Origin of the sequence: Microbacterium sp. EYE_78 (genome assembly GCF_023149035.1) — a bacterium.
GTDB lineage: Bacteria > Actinomycetota > Actinomycetes > Actinomycetales > Microbacteriaceae > Microbacterium.
This window is the reverse complement of sequence record NZ_JAHXMY010000001.1, coordinates 426,887-442,317: the sequence shown is the minus strand read 5'-3', so window position 1 is coordinate 442,317 and position 15,431 is coordinate 426,887. Positions and strand designations below refer to the sequence as shown.

15 protein-coding genes are annotated in these 15,431 nt (G+C 71.7%); all 15 read left to right on the top strand.

Annotated features, from left to right (window positions below; translation table 11 throughout):
* The first annotated feature begins 62 nt into the window (after positions 1 to 62).
* Entirely contained in the window at positions 63 to 1,187 is a 1,125-nt protein-coding gene (locus KZX17_RS02145; RefSeq protein ID WP_248171016.1) for a Gfo/Idh/MocA family protein, read from the top strand.
* Entirely contained in the window at positions 1,184 to 2,107 is a 924-nt protein-coding gene (locus tag KZX17_RS02140; protein WP_248171017.1) for a PmoA family protein, read from the top strand. The genes KZX17_RS02145 and KZX17_RS02140 overlap by 4 nt, the downstream gene beginning before the upstream one ends.
* On the top strand, positions 2,104 to 2,832 hold the full coding sequence (locus tag KZX17_RS02135) for a cupin domain-containing protein (RefSeq protein WP_248171019.1): 729 nt from the start codon (positions 2,104 to 2,106) through the stop codon (positions 2,830 to 2,832). Before KZX17_RS02140 ends, KZX17_RS02135 begins: the two co-directional genes overlap by 4 nt.
* Entirely contained in the window at positions 2,829 to 3,482 is a 654-nt protein-coding gene (locus KZX17_RS02130) for a ThuA domain-containing protein (protein ID WP_248171020.1), read from the top strand. The genes KZX17_RS02135 and KZX17_RS02130 overlap by 4 nt, the downstream gene beginning before the upstream one ends.
* A gap of 243 nt (positions 3,483 to 3,725) precedes the next feature.
* Positions 3,726 to 3,815 (top strand): K(+)-transporting ATPase subunit F, encoded by a 90-nt coding sequence (gene kdpF / locus KZX17_RS02125; RefSeq protein ID WP_248171022.1) that lies wholly within the window; start codon positions 3,726 to 3,728, stop codon positions 3,813 to 3,815.
* Positions 3,815 to 5,488: a potassium-transporting ATPase subunit KdpA gene (kdpA, locus tag KZX17_RS02120; protein ID WP_248171024.1), complete on the top strand. Its 1,674-nt coding sequence runs from the start codon at positions 3,815 to 3,817 to the stop codon at positions 5,486 to 5,488. The genes kdpF and kdpA overlap by 1 nt, the downstream gene beginning before the upstream one ends.
* Position 5,489: 1 nt before the next feature.
* Positions 5,490 to 7,631: a potassium-transporting ATPase subunit KdpB gene (gene kdpB / locus KZX17_RS02115; RefSeq protein WP_248171025.1), complete on the top strand. Its 2,142-nt coding sequence runs from the start codon at positions 5,490 to 5,492 to the stop codon at positions 7,629 to 7,631.
* Positions 7,632 to 7,648: 17 nt separating this feature from the next.
* Positions 7,649 to 8,263 (top strand): potassium-transporting ATPase subunit KdpC, encoded by a 615-nt coding sequence (gene kdpC, locus KZX17_RS02110; protein WP_248171027.1) that lies wholly within the window; start codon positions 7,649 to 7,651, stop codon positions 8,261 to 8,263.
* Between the two features lie 2 nt (positions 8,264 to 8,265).
* Positions 8,266 to 10,752 (top strand): DUF4118 domain-containing protein, encoded by a 2,487-nt coding sequence (locus tag KZX17_RS02105; RefSeq protein WP_308194526.1) that lies wholly within the window; start codon positions 8,266 to 8,268, stop codon positions 10,750 to 10,752.
* A complete protein-coding gene (locus KZX17_RS02100; RefSeq protein ID WP_248171029.1) occupies positions 10,749 to 11,453 on the top strand; it encodes a response regulator transcription factor in 705 nt (234 codons plus the stop codon). The genes KZX17_RS02105 and KZX17_RS02100 overlap by 4 nt, the downstream gene beginning before the upstream one ends.
* A 79-nt stretch (positions 11,454 to 11,532) precedes the next feature.
* Positions 11,533 to 12,678 carry a zinc-dependent alcohol dehydrogenase gene (locus KZX17_RS02095; RefSeq protein ID WP_248171031.1) on the top strand — a complete coding sequence of 382 codons (1,146 nt, stop codon included), beginning with the start codon at positions 11,533 to 11,535 and terminating at the stop codon, positions 12,676 to 12,678.
* Between the two features lie 16 nt (positions 12,679 to 12,694).
* Positions 12,695 to 13,288 (top strand): hypothetical protein, encoded by a 594-nt coding sequence (locus tag KZX17_RS02090; RefSeq protein WP_248171032.1) that lies wholly within the window; start codon positions 12,695 to 12,697, stop codon positions 13,286 to 13,288.
* 56 nt (positions 13,289 to 13,344) lie between these two features.
* Positions 13,345 to 14,082: an alpha/beta fold hydrolase gene (locus KZX17_RS02085; RefSeq protein ID WP_248171033.1), complete on the top strand. Its 738-nt coding sequence runs from the start codon at positions 13,345 to 13,347 to the stop codon at positions 14,080 to 14,082.
* A 118-nt stretch (positions 14,083 to 14,200) separates the two neighbouring features.
* Complete coding sequence (locus KZX17_RS02080) at positions 14,201 to 14,530, top strand: ATP-dependent DNA ligase (protein ID WP_248171034.1); 330 nt, start codon at positions 14,201 to 14,203, stop codon at positions 14,528 to 14,530.
* A gap of 101 nt (positions 14,531 to 14,631) precedes the next feature.
* On the top strand, positions 14,632 to 15,429 hold the full coding sequence (locus KZX17_RS02075; protein ID WP_248171035.1) for a lytic transglycosylase domain-containing protein: 798 nt from the start codon (positions 14,632 to 14,634) through the stop codon (positions 15,427 to 15,429).
* Positions 15,430 to 15,431 lie beyond the last annotated feature (2 nt).

The window sequence follows — 15,431 nt, the reverse complement described above, 5'->3', positions numbered from 1 at the left end:
CTTGCTCGAGACGGGTGGCGCGGCTACGCTGAAAGTGAACGTTCACTTTGCAAGGGAGCACCATGACACGTCCTGTCCGGTCGGCCATCGTCGGCACCGGCATGATCGCCGACGCGCACGCCGCCGCCATCGCCGAGCTCTCGCCGCGGATCGAGCTGGTCGCCGTCGTCGACCTCGACGCGAGTCGGGCGCGTGCCTTCGCGGATGCGCACGGGGGTGCGACGGTGTATCCGGATGCCGCGGCGCTGCTCGCCGCCGAGGACCTCGATCTCGTGCACATCAGCACACCCCCGCAGACCCATGTCGCGCTCGCGACGCAGGCGCTCCGCGCCGGCGTCCCGGCGCTCATCGAGAAGCCGACGGCGCCGAACCTCGCCGAGATGGCCGACCTGGTCGCCGTCTCCCGCGAGACCGGCGTCCCCGCGCTCACGGTCTTCCAGCACCGATACGGGCCCGCTGGGCAGCGGCTCGCCAGGCTCGCCCGCGACGGCGTCCTCGGCCGCCCGCTCGTCGCGACGTGCGACACGCTGTGGCACCGCCCGCCGGAGTACTTCGACCTCCCGTGGCGGGGGACGTGGGAGGTGGAGGGCGGCGGTCCGACCATGGGCCACGGCATCCACCAGTTCGATCTGCTCCTCGCCGTGCTGGGGCCGTGGTCGCGTCTGACCGCGTTCGCGGCACGTCAGGCGCTCCCCACCGACACCGAGGACGTGTCGATGGCGGTCGTCGAGTTCGAGAACGGCGCGCTGGCGAGCGTCGTCAATTCGATCGTCTCGCCCGCCCAGACCTCGCGACTGCGGTTCGACTTCGAATACGCGACCGTCGAACTCGAGCACGTCTACGGTTACACCGACGCCGACTGGACCTTCACCCCGCTCACCGGTCACGAGCATCTCGCGGAGGTCTGGCCGGCACCGGCATCCGATCGACCCAGCTCCCACCGCGACCAGATCGAGGCGATCCTCGATGCGTTCGACCGCGGCGAGACGCCCGGAGTGACAGCCGAGGATGCCGCCCGTACGCTCGAACTCGCCGCCGCGACCTACGCCTCGGCGTTCCGCGGAGTGCCGGTCCGGGCCGGTGAACTCGGCGCCGACGACCCGTTCGCGAGGACGATGGGCGGCGGTGCCGCGCCGTGGCCCCGCGTGAAGAACCTGCCCGCCGACACGAAGGAGACCGCGCGATGACGCACCCGACCCCGCTCACGCCGCAGGCTCTCGAGCTCGAGGTGGGAGGCGAGTCGGCGAGCGTCCGCGACGGCGACGTCGAACTGCTGCGGTACGTCTTCATCCCCGACTCGCCGCAGCTCGAATCGCCCAAGCCGTACCTCGACCCGCTCCGCACGCGTGCGGGCCGCGTGGTGAGTCTGTACCGTCCCTGGGACCACGTCTGGCACAAGGGGATCGCCTGGTCGCTTCCCGTCGTCGACGACGAGAACTTCTGGGGCGGACCGACGTACGTCCGTGACCGCGGCTACGTCCAGCTCGCCAACAACGGCACCCAGGCGCACCGCGAGGTGGTCGACGCATCCGTCGCGGACGGCGTGGCGCGGGTCACCCACACGCTCGACTGGACGACCGAGTCGGGCCGCCGCATCCTCGCCGAGGAGCGCTCGCTGTCGGCCCGCATCCTGTCCGATCAGGCGTGGGCCCTCACCGTCTCGATCTCGCTGACGAACGTCACCGGTGATCCCATCCGGATCGGGTCGCCCACCACCAAGGGGCGCGAGAACGCCGGCTACGGCGGTCTGTTCTGGCGGGGACCGCGATCGTTCACGGAGGGTCGTCTCGTGACGGTCGACGGAGAGGGGTCGGGCAACGACGTCCGCGGTCAGCGCCACGAGTGGATGGGGTTCGTCGGACGCCATGACGTCGTCGACGAGACCTCGCTGATAGTGATGCTCGACGCTGCGGAGAACCCCTGCCACCCCCCGCAGTGGTTCGCGCGCTCCGAGGAGTTCGCCTGCCTGAATCCTGCGCCCTTCTTCAGCGAGGAGTTCGAGATCGCCCCCGGGCGCACCGAGACGTTCCGCTACGTCGTCGGCATCGCAGACGGCGACGCGAGCGACGCCGCGGCTCTTGCGGACGCGCTGCGGCCCCTGCGATGACCCTCTTCCCGGGTGGCGTCGCGCTCACCGACCTCGAGGTGTACGACGAGGCGGCGGCGGACGGATGCCGCGGCGGCACTCCCCACCTGCACACCGCATCCAGCGAGGGCTATGTGGTCATCGGGGGGGAGGGCGCGGTCCAGACCGTCTCAGCCGCCGGGTTCGAGGAACACCCGCTGCACGTCGGGGACGTCCTGTCCTTCAGCCCCGGCACGGTGCACCGTCTCGTCAATGGCGGTGATCTGCGGCTGCTGGTCGTCATGTCCAACGCGGGGCTGCCCGAAGCGGGCGACGCGGTCTTCACCTTCCCGGCAGCGGTCAGGGCCGACCCGGACGCGTACGCCGTCGCTGCGGCCCTGCCGGACGGCGCCGGTGCGGACGCGGCCGTGCGCGCGCGGCGCGACCTCGCGCTCGAGGGGTTCGCCGAGCTGCGTGCGGGTGGCTCGGCGGCCTTCCGGGCGCTCCACGAGGACGCCGTGCGGATCGTCCGTCACCGCGTCCCCCACTGGCAGGAGCTCTTCGACGCGACCGTCGCGGCCGAAACGGCGCGGGTCGCGTCGCAGTTGTCGGCACTCGCGGGCGGTGACCCGGGCATGCTCGGCGACGCCGCCGTCGCGCGTGCGGTGCCGCGGGGCGGCGGGCGCCGCCACGGCATGTGCGGCATGCTCCGGACGTGGGACTGGCCGGCCGGCTGGCCCCGCGACGACGGCAGGATGGGGGGATGACCTCCAGGGCGCTCATCCTGTCGGGCTCGGGACGCTACGCCGACCCGTGGCATCCGTTCCCCGCCACCACCGCCCGCATCCGTGACATCCTCGCCGCCGCCGGGCACGACGTCGACGTGACGGAGGATGTGGATGCCGGCATGGCGGCCCTCGAGGGCGTCGACCTACTCGTCGTCAACGCGGGCGATCCGTGGCGGGAGGGCCCGCGGGCCGCGCCCGCCGCGTCGATCGCCTCGTTCGCCGCTGCGCTCGACCGGGGGATCGGGGTGCTCGCCCACCACTGCGCGACCGCCTCGCTCCGGGACTATCCGCAGTGGGCCGGCGCGATCGGCGCCGTGTGGGTGCCGGAGTCGTCGTTCCACCCGCCCTTCGGCCGGATGCGCGTCGACGTCGACGCCGGTCTCGGGGAGACGTTCGAGGTCGACGACGAGCGGTACTGCGCGCTGCAGGCGACCGGCGCGCGGGAGGTCGTCGCGTGGCACGCGGGCGACGACGCGGGGAGCGGCCGCGAACCGGCCGCCTGGCGTCGCACGGTGGGACGCTCCCGCATCGCGGTGGACGTGCTGGGCCACGACGCGCGCTCGTACGACGCGGCGGGCCACGCGGCGCTCGTGACCGCGCTCGCCGAGTGGGCCGCCGCGAGGGGCTGAACCGCGCCGCGTCAGGATCCCGTCAGGACTCCGCGCGCGCCCGTATGGATTCCGTGAGGACCGCCGGCGACGTGCGGGCACCGGTGTTCCATCGGGGATGCGTCTTCCCGACGCACGGTCCGCGTCAGCGCGAGACCGGCCATCCCGAAACGGAGCGTCTCTCGTGCTCGACATCGTCATCGTGCTGGGCGTCATCGTCCTGTTCGTGATCATCGGATCGTTCGCGAAGGCGGTGGACCGGGTATGAACGCGTTCGACATCATCGCCGCGGTCCTCGGCGTCGCCGCGGTGGTCTACCTCTTCGTCGCCCTCGTGAAGCCGGAGAAGTTCTGATGGCGTGGCTCCCCGCCGTCCTCACCCTCGCGACGCTCGCGCTCATCCTCGCCGTCGCGTACCGCCCCCTCGGCGACTACATGGCCTGGGTGTACACCTCGTCGAAGGATGCCCGGGCCGAACGCGGCCTGTACCGACTCATCGGCGTCGACCCGGCATCCGCCCAGACGTGGCAGTCGTACGCGCGCAGCGTGCTCGCGTTCTCGCTCGTCGGCGTCCTCCTGGTCTACCTCCTGCAGCGTGCGCAGCAATGGCTGCCGTGGTCCCTGGGGCTCCCCGCGCCGAGCGAGCACCTCGCCTTCAACACGGCCGTGTCGTTCGTGACGAACACGAACTGGCAGTCCTACTCGCCCGAACTGACACTCGGGTACACCGTGCAGTTCGCGGCGCTCGCGGTCCAGAACTTCGTGTCGGCAGCCGTCGGCCTGGCCGTCGCGATCGCCCTCGTGCGGGGCCTCGCATACCGTCGCAGCGGCACGATCGGCAACTTCTGGGTCGACCTGACTCGCGGCACGGTCCGCCTGCTCCTGCCGCTGTCGGTCATCGCCGCGGTCGTGCTCCTCACGGGTGGCGTCGTCCAGAACCTGAACGGCTTCACCGACGTCACCACGGTGAGCGGTGGCGCCCAGCGCATCCCCGGCGGACCCGTCGCCTCGCAGGAGGCGATCAAGCTCCTCGGCACCAACGGCGGCGGCGTCTTCAACGCGAACTCGGCGCACCCGTTCGAGAACCCGACGGGCTGGACGAACCTCTTCGAGATCATCCTGATGCTGATCATCCCCTTCTCGTTGCCGCGCACCTTCGGCACGATGCTCGGCGACAAGCGCCAGGGGTACGCGATCCTCGGCGCGATGGGCGTCCTGTTCGTCGGATCGACGCTCGCGCTCACCGCGTTCGAGCTGGCGGGCCGCGGCACCGCGCCCGCGCTCGCCGGCGCCGCGCTCGAGGGCAAGGAGGTGCGGTTCGGGATCATCGGGTCGACGCTCTTCGGGTCGACGAGCACGCTCACCTCGACCGGCGCCGTCAACTCGATGCACGACTCCTTCACGGCGCTCGGCGGCATGATGCCGTTGCTCAACATGATGCTCGGCGAGCTCGCCCCCGGCGGTGTCGGATCGGGCCTGTACGGCATGCTCGTGATGGCGGTCCTCGCGGTCTTCATCGCGGGACTCCTCGTCGGCCGCACGCCGGAGTACCTGGGCAAGAAGATCGGTCCGCGCGAGATCACGCTCGCGAGCATCTCCATCCTCGTGACCCCCATCCTCGTCCTGGTCGGCACGGCGCTGAGCTTCGCGATCCCCGCGGTCCGCGAGGACGTCACGACGACCTCGATCTGGAACCCCGGCATCCACGGCTCCAGCGAAGTGCTCTACGCCTTCACCTCCGCCGCGAACAACAACGGCTCGGCGTTCGCGGGCCTCACCGCGAACACCCCGTGGCTGAACACCGCGCTCGGCGTCGCGATGCTGCTCGGCCGGTTCCTGCCGATCGTGCTCGTCCTCGCCCTCGCCGGATCGTTCGCGGCGCAAGACACGGTGCCGGCCACGGCCGGCACGCTCCCGACGCACCGTCCGCTGTTCGTCGGCCTGCTCATCGGCGTGATCGTCATCGTGACCGCCCTCACCTACTTCCCCGTACTCGCGCTGGGTCCCCTGGCAGAAGGACTGATCTGACATGTCCACCCCCACTCTCGAACCCGTCGCCCCGGCTCCCGCTCCGCGCGGCGGCATCGACGGCGCCGCGATCGCGGCCGCCCTCCCGGGGGCGTTGCGCAAGCTCGACCCGCGCGCCCAGTGGCGCAACCCCGTGATGTTCATCGTCTGGGTCGGAGCCGTGCTGACGACGGTCCTCGCGATCGCGGAGCCCTCTCTCGGCGGCCCCGGCGACTCGGGCGGCAGCCCGGTGCCCGCGCCCTTCACGGTGGTGATCGCCGTCTGGCTGTGGCTGACGGTTCTCTTCGCCAACGTCGCCGAGTCCGTCGCCGAGGGTCGCGGCAAGGCGCAGGCCGAGACGCTCCGCAAGACCCGCACGAGCACGGTCGCCCATCGTGTGACCGGCTACGACGAGCAGACGGATGCCGCGGCCGAGCGCGTGACGATCGACGACGTCTCGTCGGCCGACCTCACCCTCGGCGACGTGGTCGTGGTCGCGGCCGGAGACCTCATCCCCGGCGACGGGGACGTCGTGCAGGGCATCGCCTCGGTGGACGAGTCCGCCATCACGGGGGAGTCGGCCCCCGTCATCCGGGAATCCGGCGGCGACCGCAGCGCCGTCACGGGCGGCACCCGGGTGCTCTCGGACCGCATCGTCGTGCGCATCACCTCGAAGCCCGGCGAGACCTTCGTCGACCGGATGATCGCGCTCGTCGAGGGGGCGGCCCGGCAGAAGACGCCGAACGAGATCGCCCTGAACATCCTGCTGGCGAGCCTGTCGATCATCTTCGTGGTCGTGGCGCTCATCCTGAACCCGGTCGCCTCGTACGCGGCGGCACCGGTCAGCATCCCCGTCCTCGTCGCGCTCCTGGTGTGCCTCATCCCGACGACGATCGGCGCGCTCCTGTCGGCCATCGGGATCGCCGGCATGGACCGGCTCGTGCAGCGGAACGTCCTCGCCATGTCCGGCCGCGCGGTCGAGGCGGCGGGCGACGTGACGACGCTGCTGCTCGACAAGACCGGCACGATCACGTACGGCAATCGTCGGGCGTCCGAGTTCGTCCCGCTGGCAGGCCAGGCGCAGCAGGAGCTCACGCGCGCGGCCGCGCTCTCGTCGCTGGCCGACCCGACGCCCGAGGGCAGCTCGATCGTCGACCTCGCCGTCCGCCGCGGCATCGACGTGACGCGGCAGTCGCAGGGCGTCGTCGTGCCGTTCACGGCGCAGACGCGCATGAGCGGTCTCGACCTGCCCGGCGGCTCGGCCATCCGCAAGGGCGCCGGCTCGGCGATCGTCGGCTGGCTCGAGCAGGGCGGCACGCCGCTGCCCGCCGACGTCCGGGCGGATCTGACCGCACGCACCGAGGAGATCTCGCAGTCCGGCGGCACCCCGCTGGTGGTCGCGACGAAGGATGCCGCCGGCTCCGGCCGCGTGCTCGGGGTCGTGCACCTGAAGGACGTCGTCAAGGACGGCCTCAGCGAGCGCTTCGCCGAGCTGCGGTCCATGGGCATCCGCACCGTCATGATCACCGGCGACAACCCGTTGACCGCGGCCGCGATCGCGAAGGAGGCCGGTGTCGACGACGTCCTCGCCGAGGCGACGCCCGAGGACAAGCTCGCCTACATCCGCAGGGAGCAGGAGGGCGGCAACCTCGTCGCGATGACCGGTGACGGCACGAACGACGCGCCCGCGCTCGCGCAGGCGGACGTCGGCGTCGCGATGAACTCGGGCACGTCAGCGGCCAAGGAGGCCGGCAACATGGTCGATCTCGACTCCGACCCGACGAAGCTCATCGACATCGTCCGGATCGGCAAGCAACTCCTCATCACGCGCGGCGCGCTGACGACGTTCTCGATCGCGAACGACATCGCCAAGTACTTCGCGATCATCCCGGCGATGTTCATGGGCGTGTTCCCGCAGCTGGGGGCGCTGAACATCATGGGCCTGCACTCACCGGCATCCGCGGTGCTCTCGGCGATCATCTTCAACGCGCTCGTCATCATCGCGCTCATCCCGCTCGCCCTGCGCGGCGTGCGCTACCGCCCCGGCGGCGCGTCGTCGATCCTCGGCCGCAACCTCGCCGTCTACGGCCTCGGTGGTGTGGTCGCCCCCTTCATCGGGATCTGGCTGATCGACCTGGTCGTCCGCCTCCTCCCCGGCTTCTGAATCGAGGACACCCCGTCATGCACAGCTCATCCCGCTCCACCTGGCGCACCGTCGCGGTCGCCGTCCGCGCCATGGTCGTCTTCACGCTCCTCCTGGGCGTCGGTTACACCGCGGTCATCACCCTCGTCGGCCAGGTCGCCCTGCCGGCCCAGGCGAACGGGTCGCTCGTGCGGGGCGCCGACGGCGCGGCCGTCGGCTCCTCGCTCCTCGGGCAGCCCGTCGCGGATGCCGACGGCGACGCGCTCCCGCAGTACTTCCAGCCGCGTCCCTCGGCCGCCGGCGACGGGTACGACGGAGGCGCCTCGTCGGGCTCGAACCTCGGCCCCGAGAACGAGGATCTCGTCGCCGCGATCCGGGAGCGGAAGGCGGCCATCGCGGAGCGCGACGGCGTGCCCGCCGCGGACGTCCCCGCCGACGCCGTCACCGCCTCGGGCTCCGGACTCGACCCGCACATCAGCCCCGCGTACGCTTCGATCCAGGTCGACCGCGTTGCCGAGGCCCGCGGCCTGCTCGTGTCGGAGGTCCGACGCCTCGTCGCCGATCACACCCAGGGTCCCGACCTCGGGTTCCTGGGCGAATCGACCGTGAACGTGCTGGAACTCAATCTCGCCCTGGACGGGCTCGGAGGCTGACAGTGGGGGGACGCGGACGGCTGCGCGTGCTGCTGGGCGCCGCCCCCGGCGTCGGCAAGACGTACACGATGCTCGAGGAGGGGCGTCGCCTCGCCGCGGAGGGCACGGACGTCGTCATCGCCGTCGTAGAGACCCACGGCCGGGCGGCGACCCAACGCATGACGGAGGGCCTCGAGCACGTACCGCGACGCGAGGTCACCCACCGTGGCGTGACGCTGACCGAGATGGACCTCGACGCGGTGATCGAGCGGCGTCCGGACATCGCGCTCGTCGACGAACTCGCCCACACCAACGCACCCGGGTCCGCGAACGAGAAGCGCTGGCAGGACGTGCAGCGGCTGCTGGATGCCGGGATCTCGGTCATCTCGACCGTCAACGTCCAGCACATCGAGTCGCTCAACGATGTCGTCCAGCAGATCACCGGGGCGCCGCAGCGCGAGGCGATCCCCGACCAGGTGCTCCGCGGCGCCGACCAGGTGGAGGTCGTCGACCTCGCGCCACAGGCGCTGCGCGACCGGCTCGCCGGTGGCCTCGTCTACCCGGCGGAGCGGGTGGACGCCGCCCTGTCGAACTACTTCCGTCTCGGCAACCTGACGGCGCTCCGCGAACTTGCGCTGCTGTGGCTGGCCGACGAAGTCGATCAGGCGCTCACCTCGTACCGTGCCGAGCACGGGATCGACAGCCGGTGGGAGGCGCGCGAGCGCGTCGTCGTGACCCTCACCGGCGGACCCGAGGGCGAGACCCTGCTCCGACGCGGCGCACGCATCGCCGCGCGGTCGGCGGGCGGGCAGCTGCTCGCGGTGCACGTCACGAGCAACGACGGGCTCCGCAGCGGCGATCCGGCCGCGCTCGCCGAGCAGCGAGCCCTGGTCGAGACGCTCGGGGGCAGCTTCCACCAGGTCGTGGGGGAGGACGTCCCGACTGCGCTCGTCGAGTTCGCCCGGTCGGTGAACGCGACGCAGCTCGTGCTGGGCGTCAGCCGGCGCAGCCGGCTCGCGGCGCTGCTCACCGGGCCCGGCATCGGCGCGACCGTCATCCGCGAATCCGGCGACATCGACGTGCACATCGTCACGCACTCGGCGGCGGGCGGCCGCTTCGCACTGCCACGCCTGGGCGGCGCCCTCTCGATGCGGCGACGCCTCGCGGGGTTCGCCCTCGCCTTCGTCGGCGGGCCCCTCCTCACCTGGCTGCTCTTCACGATGCGGACGCCCGAGTCGATCACGAGCGACGTCCTCAGCTACCAGCTGCTCGTCGTCGTCGTCGCCCTCGTCGGCGGCGTCTGGCCCGCGCTCTGGGCCGCCCTGCTCAGCGGGCTCACCCTCGACTTCTTCTTCGTCGACCCGCTCTTCACCGTGCACGTCCACGAACCGCAGCACCTGCTCGCCCTCGGGCTCTACGTCGTCATCGCGATCCTCGTGAGCGTCGTCGTCGACCGCGCGGCGCGCCAGACCCGCGCCGCCCGGCGCGCCGCCGCCGAGGCGGAACTCCTGCAGACGGTCGCCGGGAGCGTGCTGCGCGGCGGCGGCGCCGTCGAGACGCTCGTCGAGCGCACCCGCGAGGCGTTCCGGCTCGCCGGCGTCCGGCTGGTCACGGGCGAGACGACGCTCGCCTCGAGCGGTGAGCCCCTGCGCGACGGCCGGCACACCGCGCTGCCGGTCGGCGACCGCGCGGTCCTCGAACTCCACGGACACGATCTCCGCGCGTCGGAGCGCCGCCTGATCGCGGCGATCGTCGCCCAGCTGGATGCCGCCCTGCAGCGCCAGGACCTCGCTGAGGTCGCGAGCGGGCTGGCGCCGCTCGAGGCGTCCGATCGGGTGCGGAGCGCCCTGCTGTCGGCGCTCAGCCACGATCTCCGCCGTCCCCTCGCCGCCGCGACCGCCGCGGTCGGCGGCCTGCGGAGCGGCACGTACAGCGACAGCGATCGCGACGAGCTGCTGCAGACCGCCGACGAGAGCCTCGGCACGCTCGCAGGGCTCGTGACCGACCTGCTCGACGTCAGCCGCCTGCAGGCCGGGGCTCTCGCGGTCGCGCTGCAGGATGTCGATCCGGCGGATGCGATCCTGCCCGCGCTCGAAGAGGTCGGTGCGGGACCGGCATCCGTCGACCTCCACCTCGAACCGGATGCCGCGGGGGTCCGCGCCGACCCCGTGCTGCTGCAGCGGGTCGTCGTCAACCTGCTCGCCAACGCGCTGCGCCACTCGCCCGAGGGCGAGCGCGTCCGGATCGCGACGAGCGCGTTCGGCGGCGCCGTCGAGATCCGGATCGTCGACCACGGTGCGGGCATCCCCGAGGACAGACGCGACGACGTGTTCGTGCCGTTCCAGCGACTGGGTGACACCGACAACAGCACGGGACTCGGGCTCGGCCTCGCCCTGTCGAAGGGGTTCGTCGAGGGGATGGGCGGTACGCTCACGCCCGAGGACACACCGGGCGGAGGGCTGACCATGGTCGTCTCGCTGCCGGTCCCCTCCGCGGAGGCGAGACCGTGAGGATCCTCATCGCCGACGACGACCCGCAGATCGTCCGAGCCCTCCGTATCACCCTGTCCGCCCGTGGGTACGAGGTCTTTACCGCGTCCGACGGGTCGCAGGCCATCGCCGCCGCGATCGATCACCGACCCGACATCTTCCTGCTCGATCTCGGGATGCCGCAGCTCGACGGCATCGAGGTCATCCACGCCATCCGAGGGTGGTCCGACGCGCCGATCCTCGTCGTCTCGGGCCGGACGGGGGCGGCCGACAAGGTCGACGCGCTCGACGCAGGCGCCGACGACTACGTGACGAAGCCCTTCGCGATCGATGAGCTGCTGGCGCGGATCCGAGCCCTCACGCGGCGCGCACCGCAGCAGGAGCCCGACCCCGTCACCGAGTTCGGAGCGATCTCGGTCGACCTCGCCGCGCGGAGCGTGAACCGGACGACGGACGGCCGCACGGAACGAGTGCGCCTCACGCCGACCGAGTGGCAGCTGCTCGAGATGCTCATCCGGAATCCGGGCAGGCTCGTCACCCGCCAGACCCTGCTCACGAGCATCTGGGGCTCGGAGCACGTCAGCGACACCGGCTACCTGCGCCTCTACGTGTCGCAGCTGCGCCGCAAGCTCGAGGCTGACCCGGCGCATCCGCGGCACATCCTCACCGAAGCGGGCATGGGCTACCGCTTCGAGCTCGGCGACGACGCCGCCCCCGTCTGACACGTCGCGGAGCAGACCGCAACCCCCTCCACCTCTCCGGCTCGCGCGACCAGGCTCGCCCGAGACCACAGGAGGACGTATGAAGGCGATGACCTACCGCGGGCCGTACAAGGTGCGCGTCGACCGCAAGCGCGACCCGGTGGTCGAGCACCCGAACGACGCGATCGTGCGCGTCGAACTGGCATCCATCTGCGGGTCGGACCTGCACCTGTACCACGGCATGATGCCCGACACCCGGGTCGGCCACACGTTCGGGCACGAATTCATCGGCTGGGTCGAAGAGGTCGGCTCGTCGGTGCGGAACCTCAAGGTGGGGGACCGCGTCATGGTGCCCTTCAACATCTTCTGCGGCTCGTGCTTCTTCTGCGCGCGCGGGCTGTACTCCAACTGTCACAACGTCAACGCGAACGCGACCGCGATCGGCGGCATCTACGGCTACTCGCACTCGACGGGCGGCTTCGACGGCGGTCAGGCCGAGCTCGTCCGCGTGCCGTTCGCCGATGTCGGCCCGCAGGTGATCCCCGCCGACATCGCGTCGGAGGATGCCCTGCTGCTCACCGACGCCTTCTCGACGGGCTACTTCGGCTCACAGCTCGCCGACATCGTCGAAGGCGACACCGTCGTCGTGTTCGGCGCCGGGCCGGTAGGTCTCGCGGCGGCACGCTCGAGCTGGCTCATGGGGGCGGGACGCGTCATCGTCGTCGACCACCTCGATTACCGACTGCAGAAGGCCCGGGAGTTCGCGCTCGCCGAGACGGTGCACTTCGGCGAGGTCGACGACGTCGTCCTGACGCTGAAGAAGATGACCGACGGGCTGGGCGCCGACGCGGTGATCGAGGCCGTCGGCGCCGAGGCCGACGGGCACGTCCTGCAGCACGTCACGGCCGCGAAGCTGAAGCTGCAGGGCGGATCGCCCGTCGCGCTGAACTGGGCGATCGATGCCGTCCGTAAGGGCGGGACCGTCTCGGTGATGGGCGCCTACGGCCCGCTGTTCAGCGCGGTGAAGTTCGGTGACGCCATGAACAAGGGCCTCACGATCCGGGCGAACCAGGCCCCCGTGAAGCGGCAGTGGCCGCGGCTGCTCGAGCACATCCGCGCGGGCCACATCGCTCCTCGGGAGCTGATCACCCACCGCTTCGCCCTCGACGACATCGCCGAGGGGTACCACGTGTTCTCGTCGAAGCTCGACGGCATCATCAAGCCCGTCGTCACATTCGGCGCCTGAGACCCGAGGAGGAGACATGCCCTACACCGCAGACAAGCCCGGTCCGACGCCCGATCCCGACGAGCTCCGTCGCCGCATCCCCGGGTGGGGGAGCGACCTCGACCCCGCCGACCGTCCCGCCTTCCCCAGGGAACAACCCGGCATCGACACCGGCGCCCACTGGGACCTGCCCGAGCAGCAGCCCTTCGGGCATGGCAGGGAGCGTTCGATCGAGCATGAACGGCTCACCCCCGTGTTCGGCACGGCGCAGCCGCTGCACGGCGTCTCGGGAGCGATCCGCCGGCTCGCGTACGCGCGGTACAGCGAGGGGCAGACCCCGCACTGGATGCTGCTGATCCTCGGCGACCGCGTCGAGTCGGCGGGAGCGCACGTGCGATCACTGTTCTCACGTCGCCCCGACGATCCGATCACGCAGTCCGGCGTCCTCGGCGAGCGTGGGCGGCACCCCGTCGCCTCGCGATTCGGGCGCGGACGGGTCGATCAGCGGCACGTGTGGCTGGATCCGATCCTCGTGGTCGGCCCCTGGGTGGTCGCGGCTGTCGTGGTCTTCCGGATCGGGCGCGCCGCGTTCGTCCCCGCATCCCGGCGCCACCCGGCGCCCCGCTCCTGATCACGACCCGCGGCGAGACGCGCCGACGCATCGACGTCGACGGGCTCGTCTTCGGCGTGATCGCGGATGCCGCACCGTCGGCATCCGCTCCGGTCGTCCTCCTCGTCCACGGCATCGGCATGTCGCACCGCTACCTGCGCGGCCTTCGCCGTGAGCTGGCGCGGTCCGCGACGGTCCTGTCCGTCGATCTGCCCGGCTACGGCGGCATGCCGAAGCCGGGCCGTGACGTCGACATCGACACCATGGCCGCGGCGCTCACCGTCGCGCTGCGGCGACTGCGGATCGGTACCGCGACGCTGGTCGGGCACTCGATGGGCGCCCAGTGGGTGGTCGAGGCTGCGCGGCGCGACCCCGCCGTCGCCGGTCGAGTCGTTCTGGTCGGCCCCGTGGCGGACGATCGGCATCGGAACGTCCGAGCGCAGGCTGTCGCACTCGCGGCCGACACCCTCCGCGAGTCGCCCCGCGTCAATGCGATGGTCTTCTCCGACTACCTGCGCTGCGGTCCGCGCTGGTACGTGACGCAGCTGCGCCACATGATCGCCTACCCGCTCGAGGAGCGCGTGAGGTGTCTGCAGATGCCCGTCATGGTCGTCCGCGGGTCGCGCGACCCGATCGCAGGCCCCGAATGGTGCCGGCGCCTGGCGGCCGCGGCCCCTCGCGGCACGGTGGTGGAGATCGCCGGAGGTGCGCACGTCGTGCACGAGCACAGTCCCGCCGCGACGGCGACGGCGATCCTCGACGCGGGAGTCCGACACGCCGAGCGGGAGGGTCCGATCCGCCGCCGGGGGTTGTGAACACGCCCGCAGGCGAGGACGGTGGGGGACAACGGAGAAACGTCACCCCCACGAATCCGCAGCACCGCTCAGCGGTGTGTTCGCGGTCGGCGCTGCTTCTCGGCCGGAGGGCCGCCCCATGGGCAGGTTTCACTACAACACGCTCGTGAAGACCGAAGTCGAGGACCGGGTGCTCGCCCACCTGCAGATCGTCATCGGCAACAAACTCAAGCGGGGCGAGTCCTTCTACTTCACGTGGCGGGACGACCCGAGCGTCGGTGACGGTCGTCGTGCGGTCTGGATCCACCCGTCTGCGGATCTCGACTTCAAGTACTACGGCTCGCGCGCCCCGTCGATCAACCGGACCTGGCTCGAGAAGCTGGCCCACGCCGCGAACTCGACCGGAGGGCTCTTCGTCATGAGCGAGCCGGCCGACGACAGTCGTATCGGCTCGCTCGAGACGATCTGAGGGGTGGATGCCTCTGGGCCCGTCCCCGGCGAATCCGGAGAGGCCGGCACTACGGTGGACCGGGCGCCCTGACACCGTTCGGCGCGGGAGGAGGCGTCGAGATGGCTGCACGTCGGCGCCGCCGTTCCGCACGGGTCCAGCGACGCCGGTCAGCGGTCGTCGCGGTCGCGCTCGGCGTCGTTCCGGCGGGGATCGTCGTGCTCCTGGCAGCCTGCCTGTCCGTCCCGGAGCGCGACGAGCAGGCGCCGCCCGAGGTCTCGTCGACAGCGGCGCGTATCCCGGAGGCGGCCGTCGCGGTGACGGGCGCCGATCCCGCGCGGGCGCCGGCGATCGACCTCGTCGACCCGGCGTGGGCGACGGAGGTCGCGGCGGCCACCGGCATCCCGCGTCGCGCGGTCGTCGCCTACGCAGCGGCGGATCTCACCCTCGCGAACGAGCAGCCGTCGTGCGCGATCGCGTGGAACACGCTGGCGGGCATCGGATGGGTCGAGACCCGTCACGGCGCGTACGGCGGAGCGTCGCTCGACGAGAGCGGACTCGTGTCCCCGCGCATCCTGGGTCCGCGCCTCGACGGCGACGGTGTCGCCGCCGTCGATGACACCGACGGCGGCCGGCTCGACGGCGACGAACGGTGGGATCGGGCTGTCGGGCCGATGCAGTTCATCCCCGAGACCTGGCGGAGGTGGGGTGCCGACGGCGACGCCGACGGCACGCGAGACCCGAACCACATCGACGATGCCGCCCTCGCCGCCGGCCGGTACCTCTGCCGATCGGGACCGCTCGACACCGCGGCACGGTGGCGGCAGGCGATCTTCACGTACAACCCGCTGACGCGATACGTGGACGACGTCGCGGTGCGGGCCAACGAATACGCCCACTTCGTCGACGACAGCCGCTGACG

What these genes read in the sequence shown, in the direction of transcription:
- KZX17_RS02145 (WP_248171016.1), top strand. Translation starts at nt 63, where the DNA reads ATGACACGTCCTGTCCGGTCGGCCATCGTCGGCACCGGCATGATCGCC.
- KZX17_RS02140 (WP_248171017.1), top strand. Translation starts at nt 1,184, where the DNA reads ATGACGCACCCGACCCCGCTCACGCCGCAGGCTCTCGAGCTCGAGGTG.
- KZX17_RS02135 (WP_248171019.1), top strand. Translation starts at nt 2,104, where the DNA reads ATGACCCTCTTCCCGGGTGGCGTCGCGCTCACCGACCTCGAGGTGTAC.
- KZX17_RS02130 (WP_248171020.1), top strand. Translation starts at nt 2,829, where the DNA reads ATGACCTCCAGGGCGCTCATCCTGTCGGGCTCGGGACGCTACGCCGAC.
- kdpF (WP_248171022.1), top strand. Translation starts at nt 3,726, where the DNA reads ATGAACGCGTTCGACATCATCGCCGCGGTCCTCGGCGTCGCCGCGGTG.
- kdpA (WP_248171024.1), top strand. Translation starts at nt 3,815, where the DNA reads ATGGCGTGGCTCCCCGCCGTCCTCACCCTCGCGACGCTCGCGCTCATC.
- kdpB (WP_248171025.1), top strand. Translation starts at nt 5,490, where the DNA reads ATGTCCACCCCCACTCTCGAACCCGTCGCCCCGGCTCCCGCTCCGCGC.
- kdpC (WP_248171027.1), top strand. Translation starts at nt 7,649, where the DNA reads ATGCACAGCTCATCCCGCTCCACCTGGCGCACCGTCGCGGTCGCCGTC.
- KZX17_RS02095 (WP_248171031.1), top strand. Translation starts at nt 11,533, where the DNA reads ATGAAGGCGATGACCTACCGCGGGCCGTACAAGGTGCGCGTCGACCGC.
- KZX17_RS02090 (WP_248171032.1), top strand. Translation starts at nt 12,695, where the DNA reads ATGCCCTACACCGCAGACAAGCCCGGTCCGACGCCCGATCCCGACGAG.
- KZX17_RS02080 (WP_248171034.1), top strand. Translation starts at nt 14,201, where the DNA reads ATGGGCAGGTTTCACTACAACACGCTCGTGAAGACCGAAGTCGAGGAC.
- KZX17_RS02075 (WP_248171035.1), top strand. Translation starts at nt 14,632, where the DNA reads ATGGCTGCACGTCGGCGCCGCCGTTCCGCACGGGTCCAGCGACGCCGG.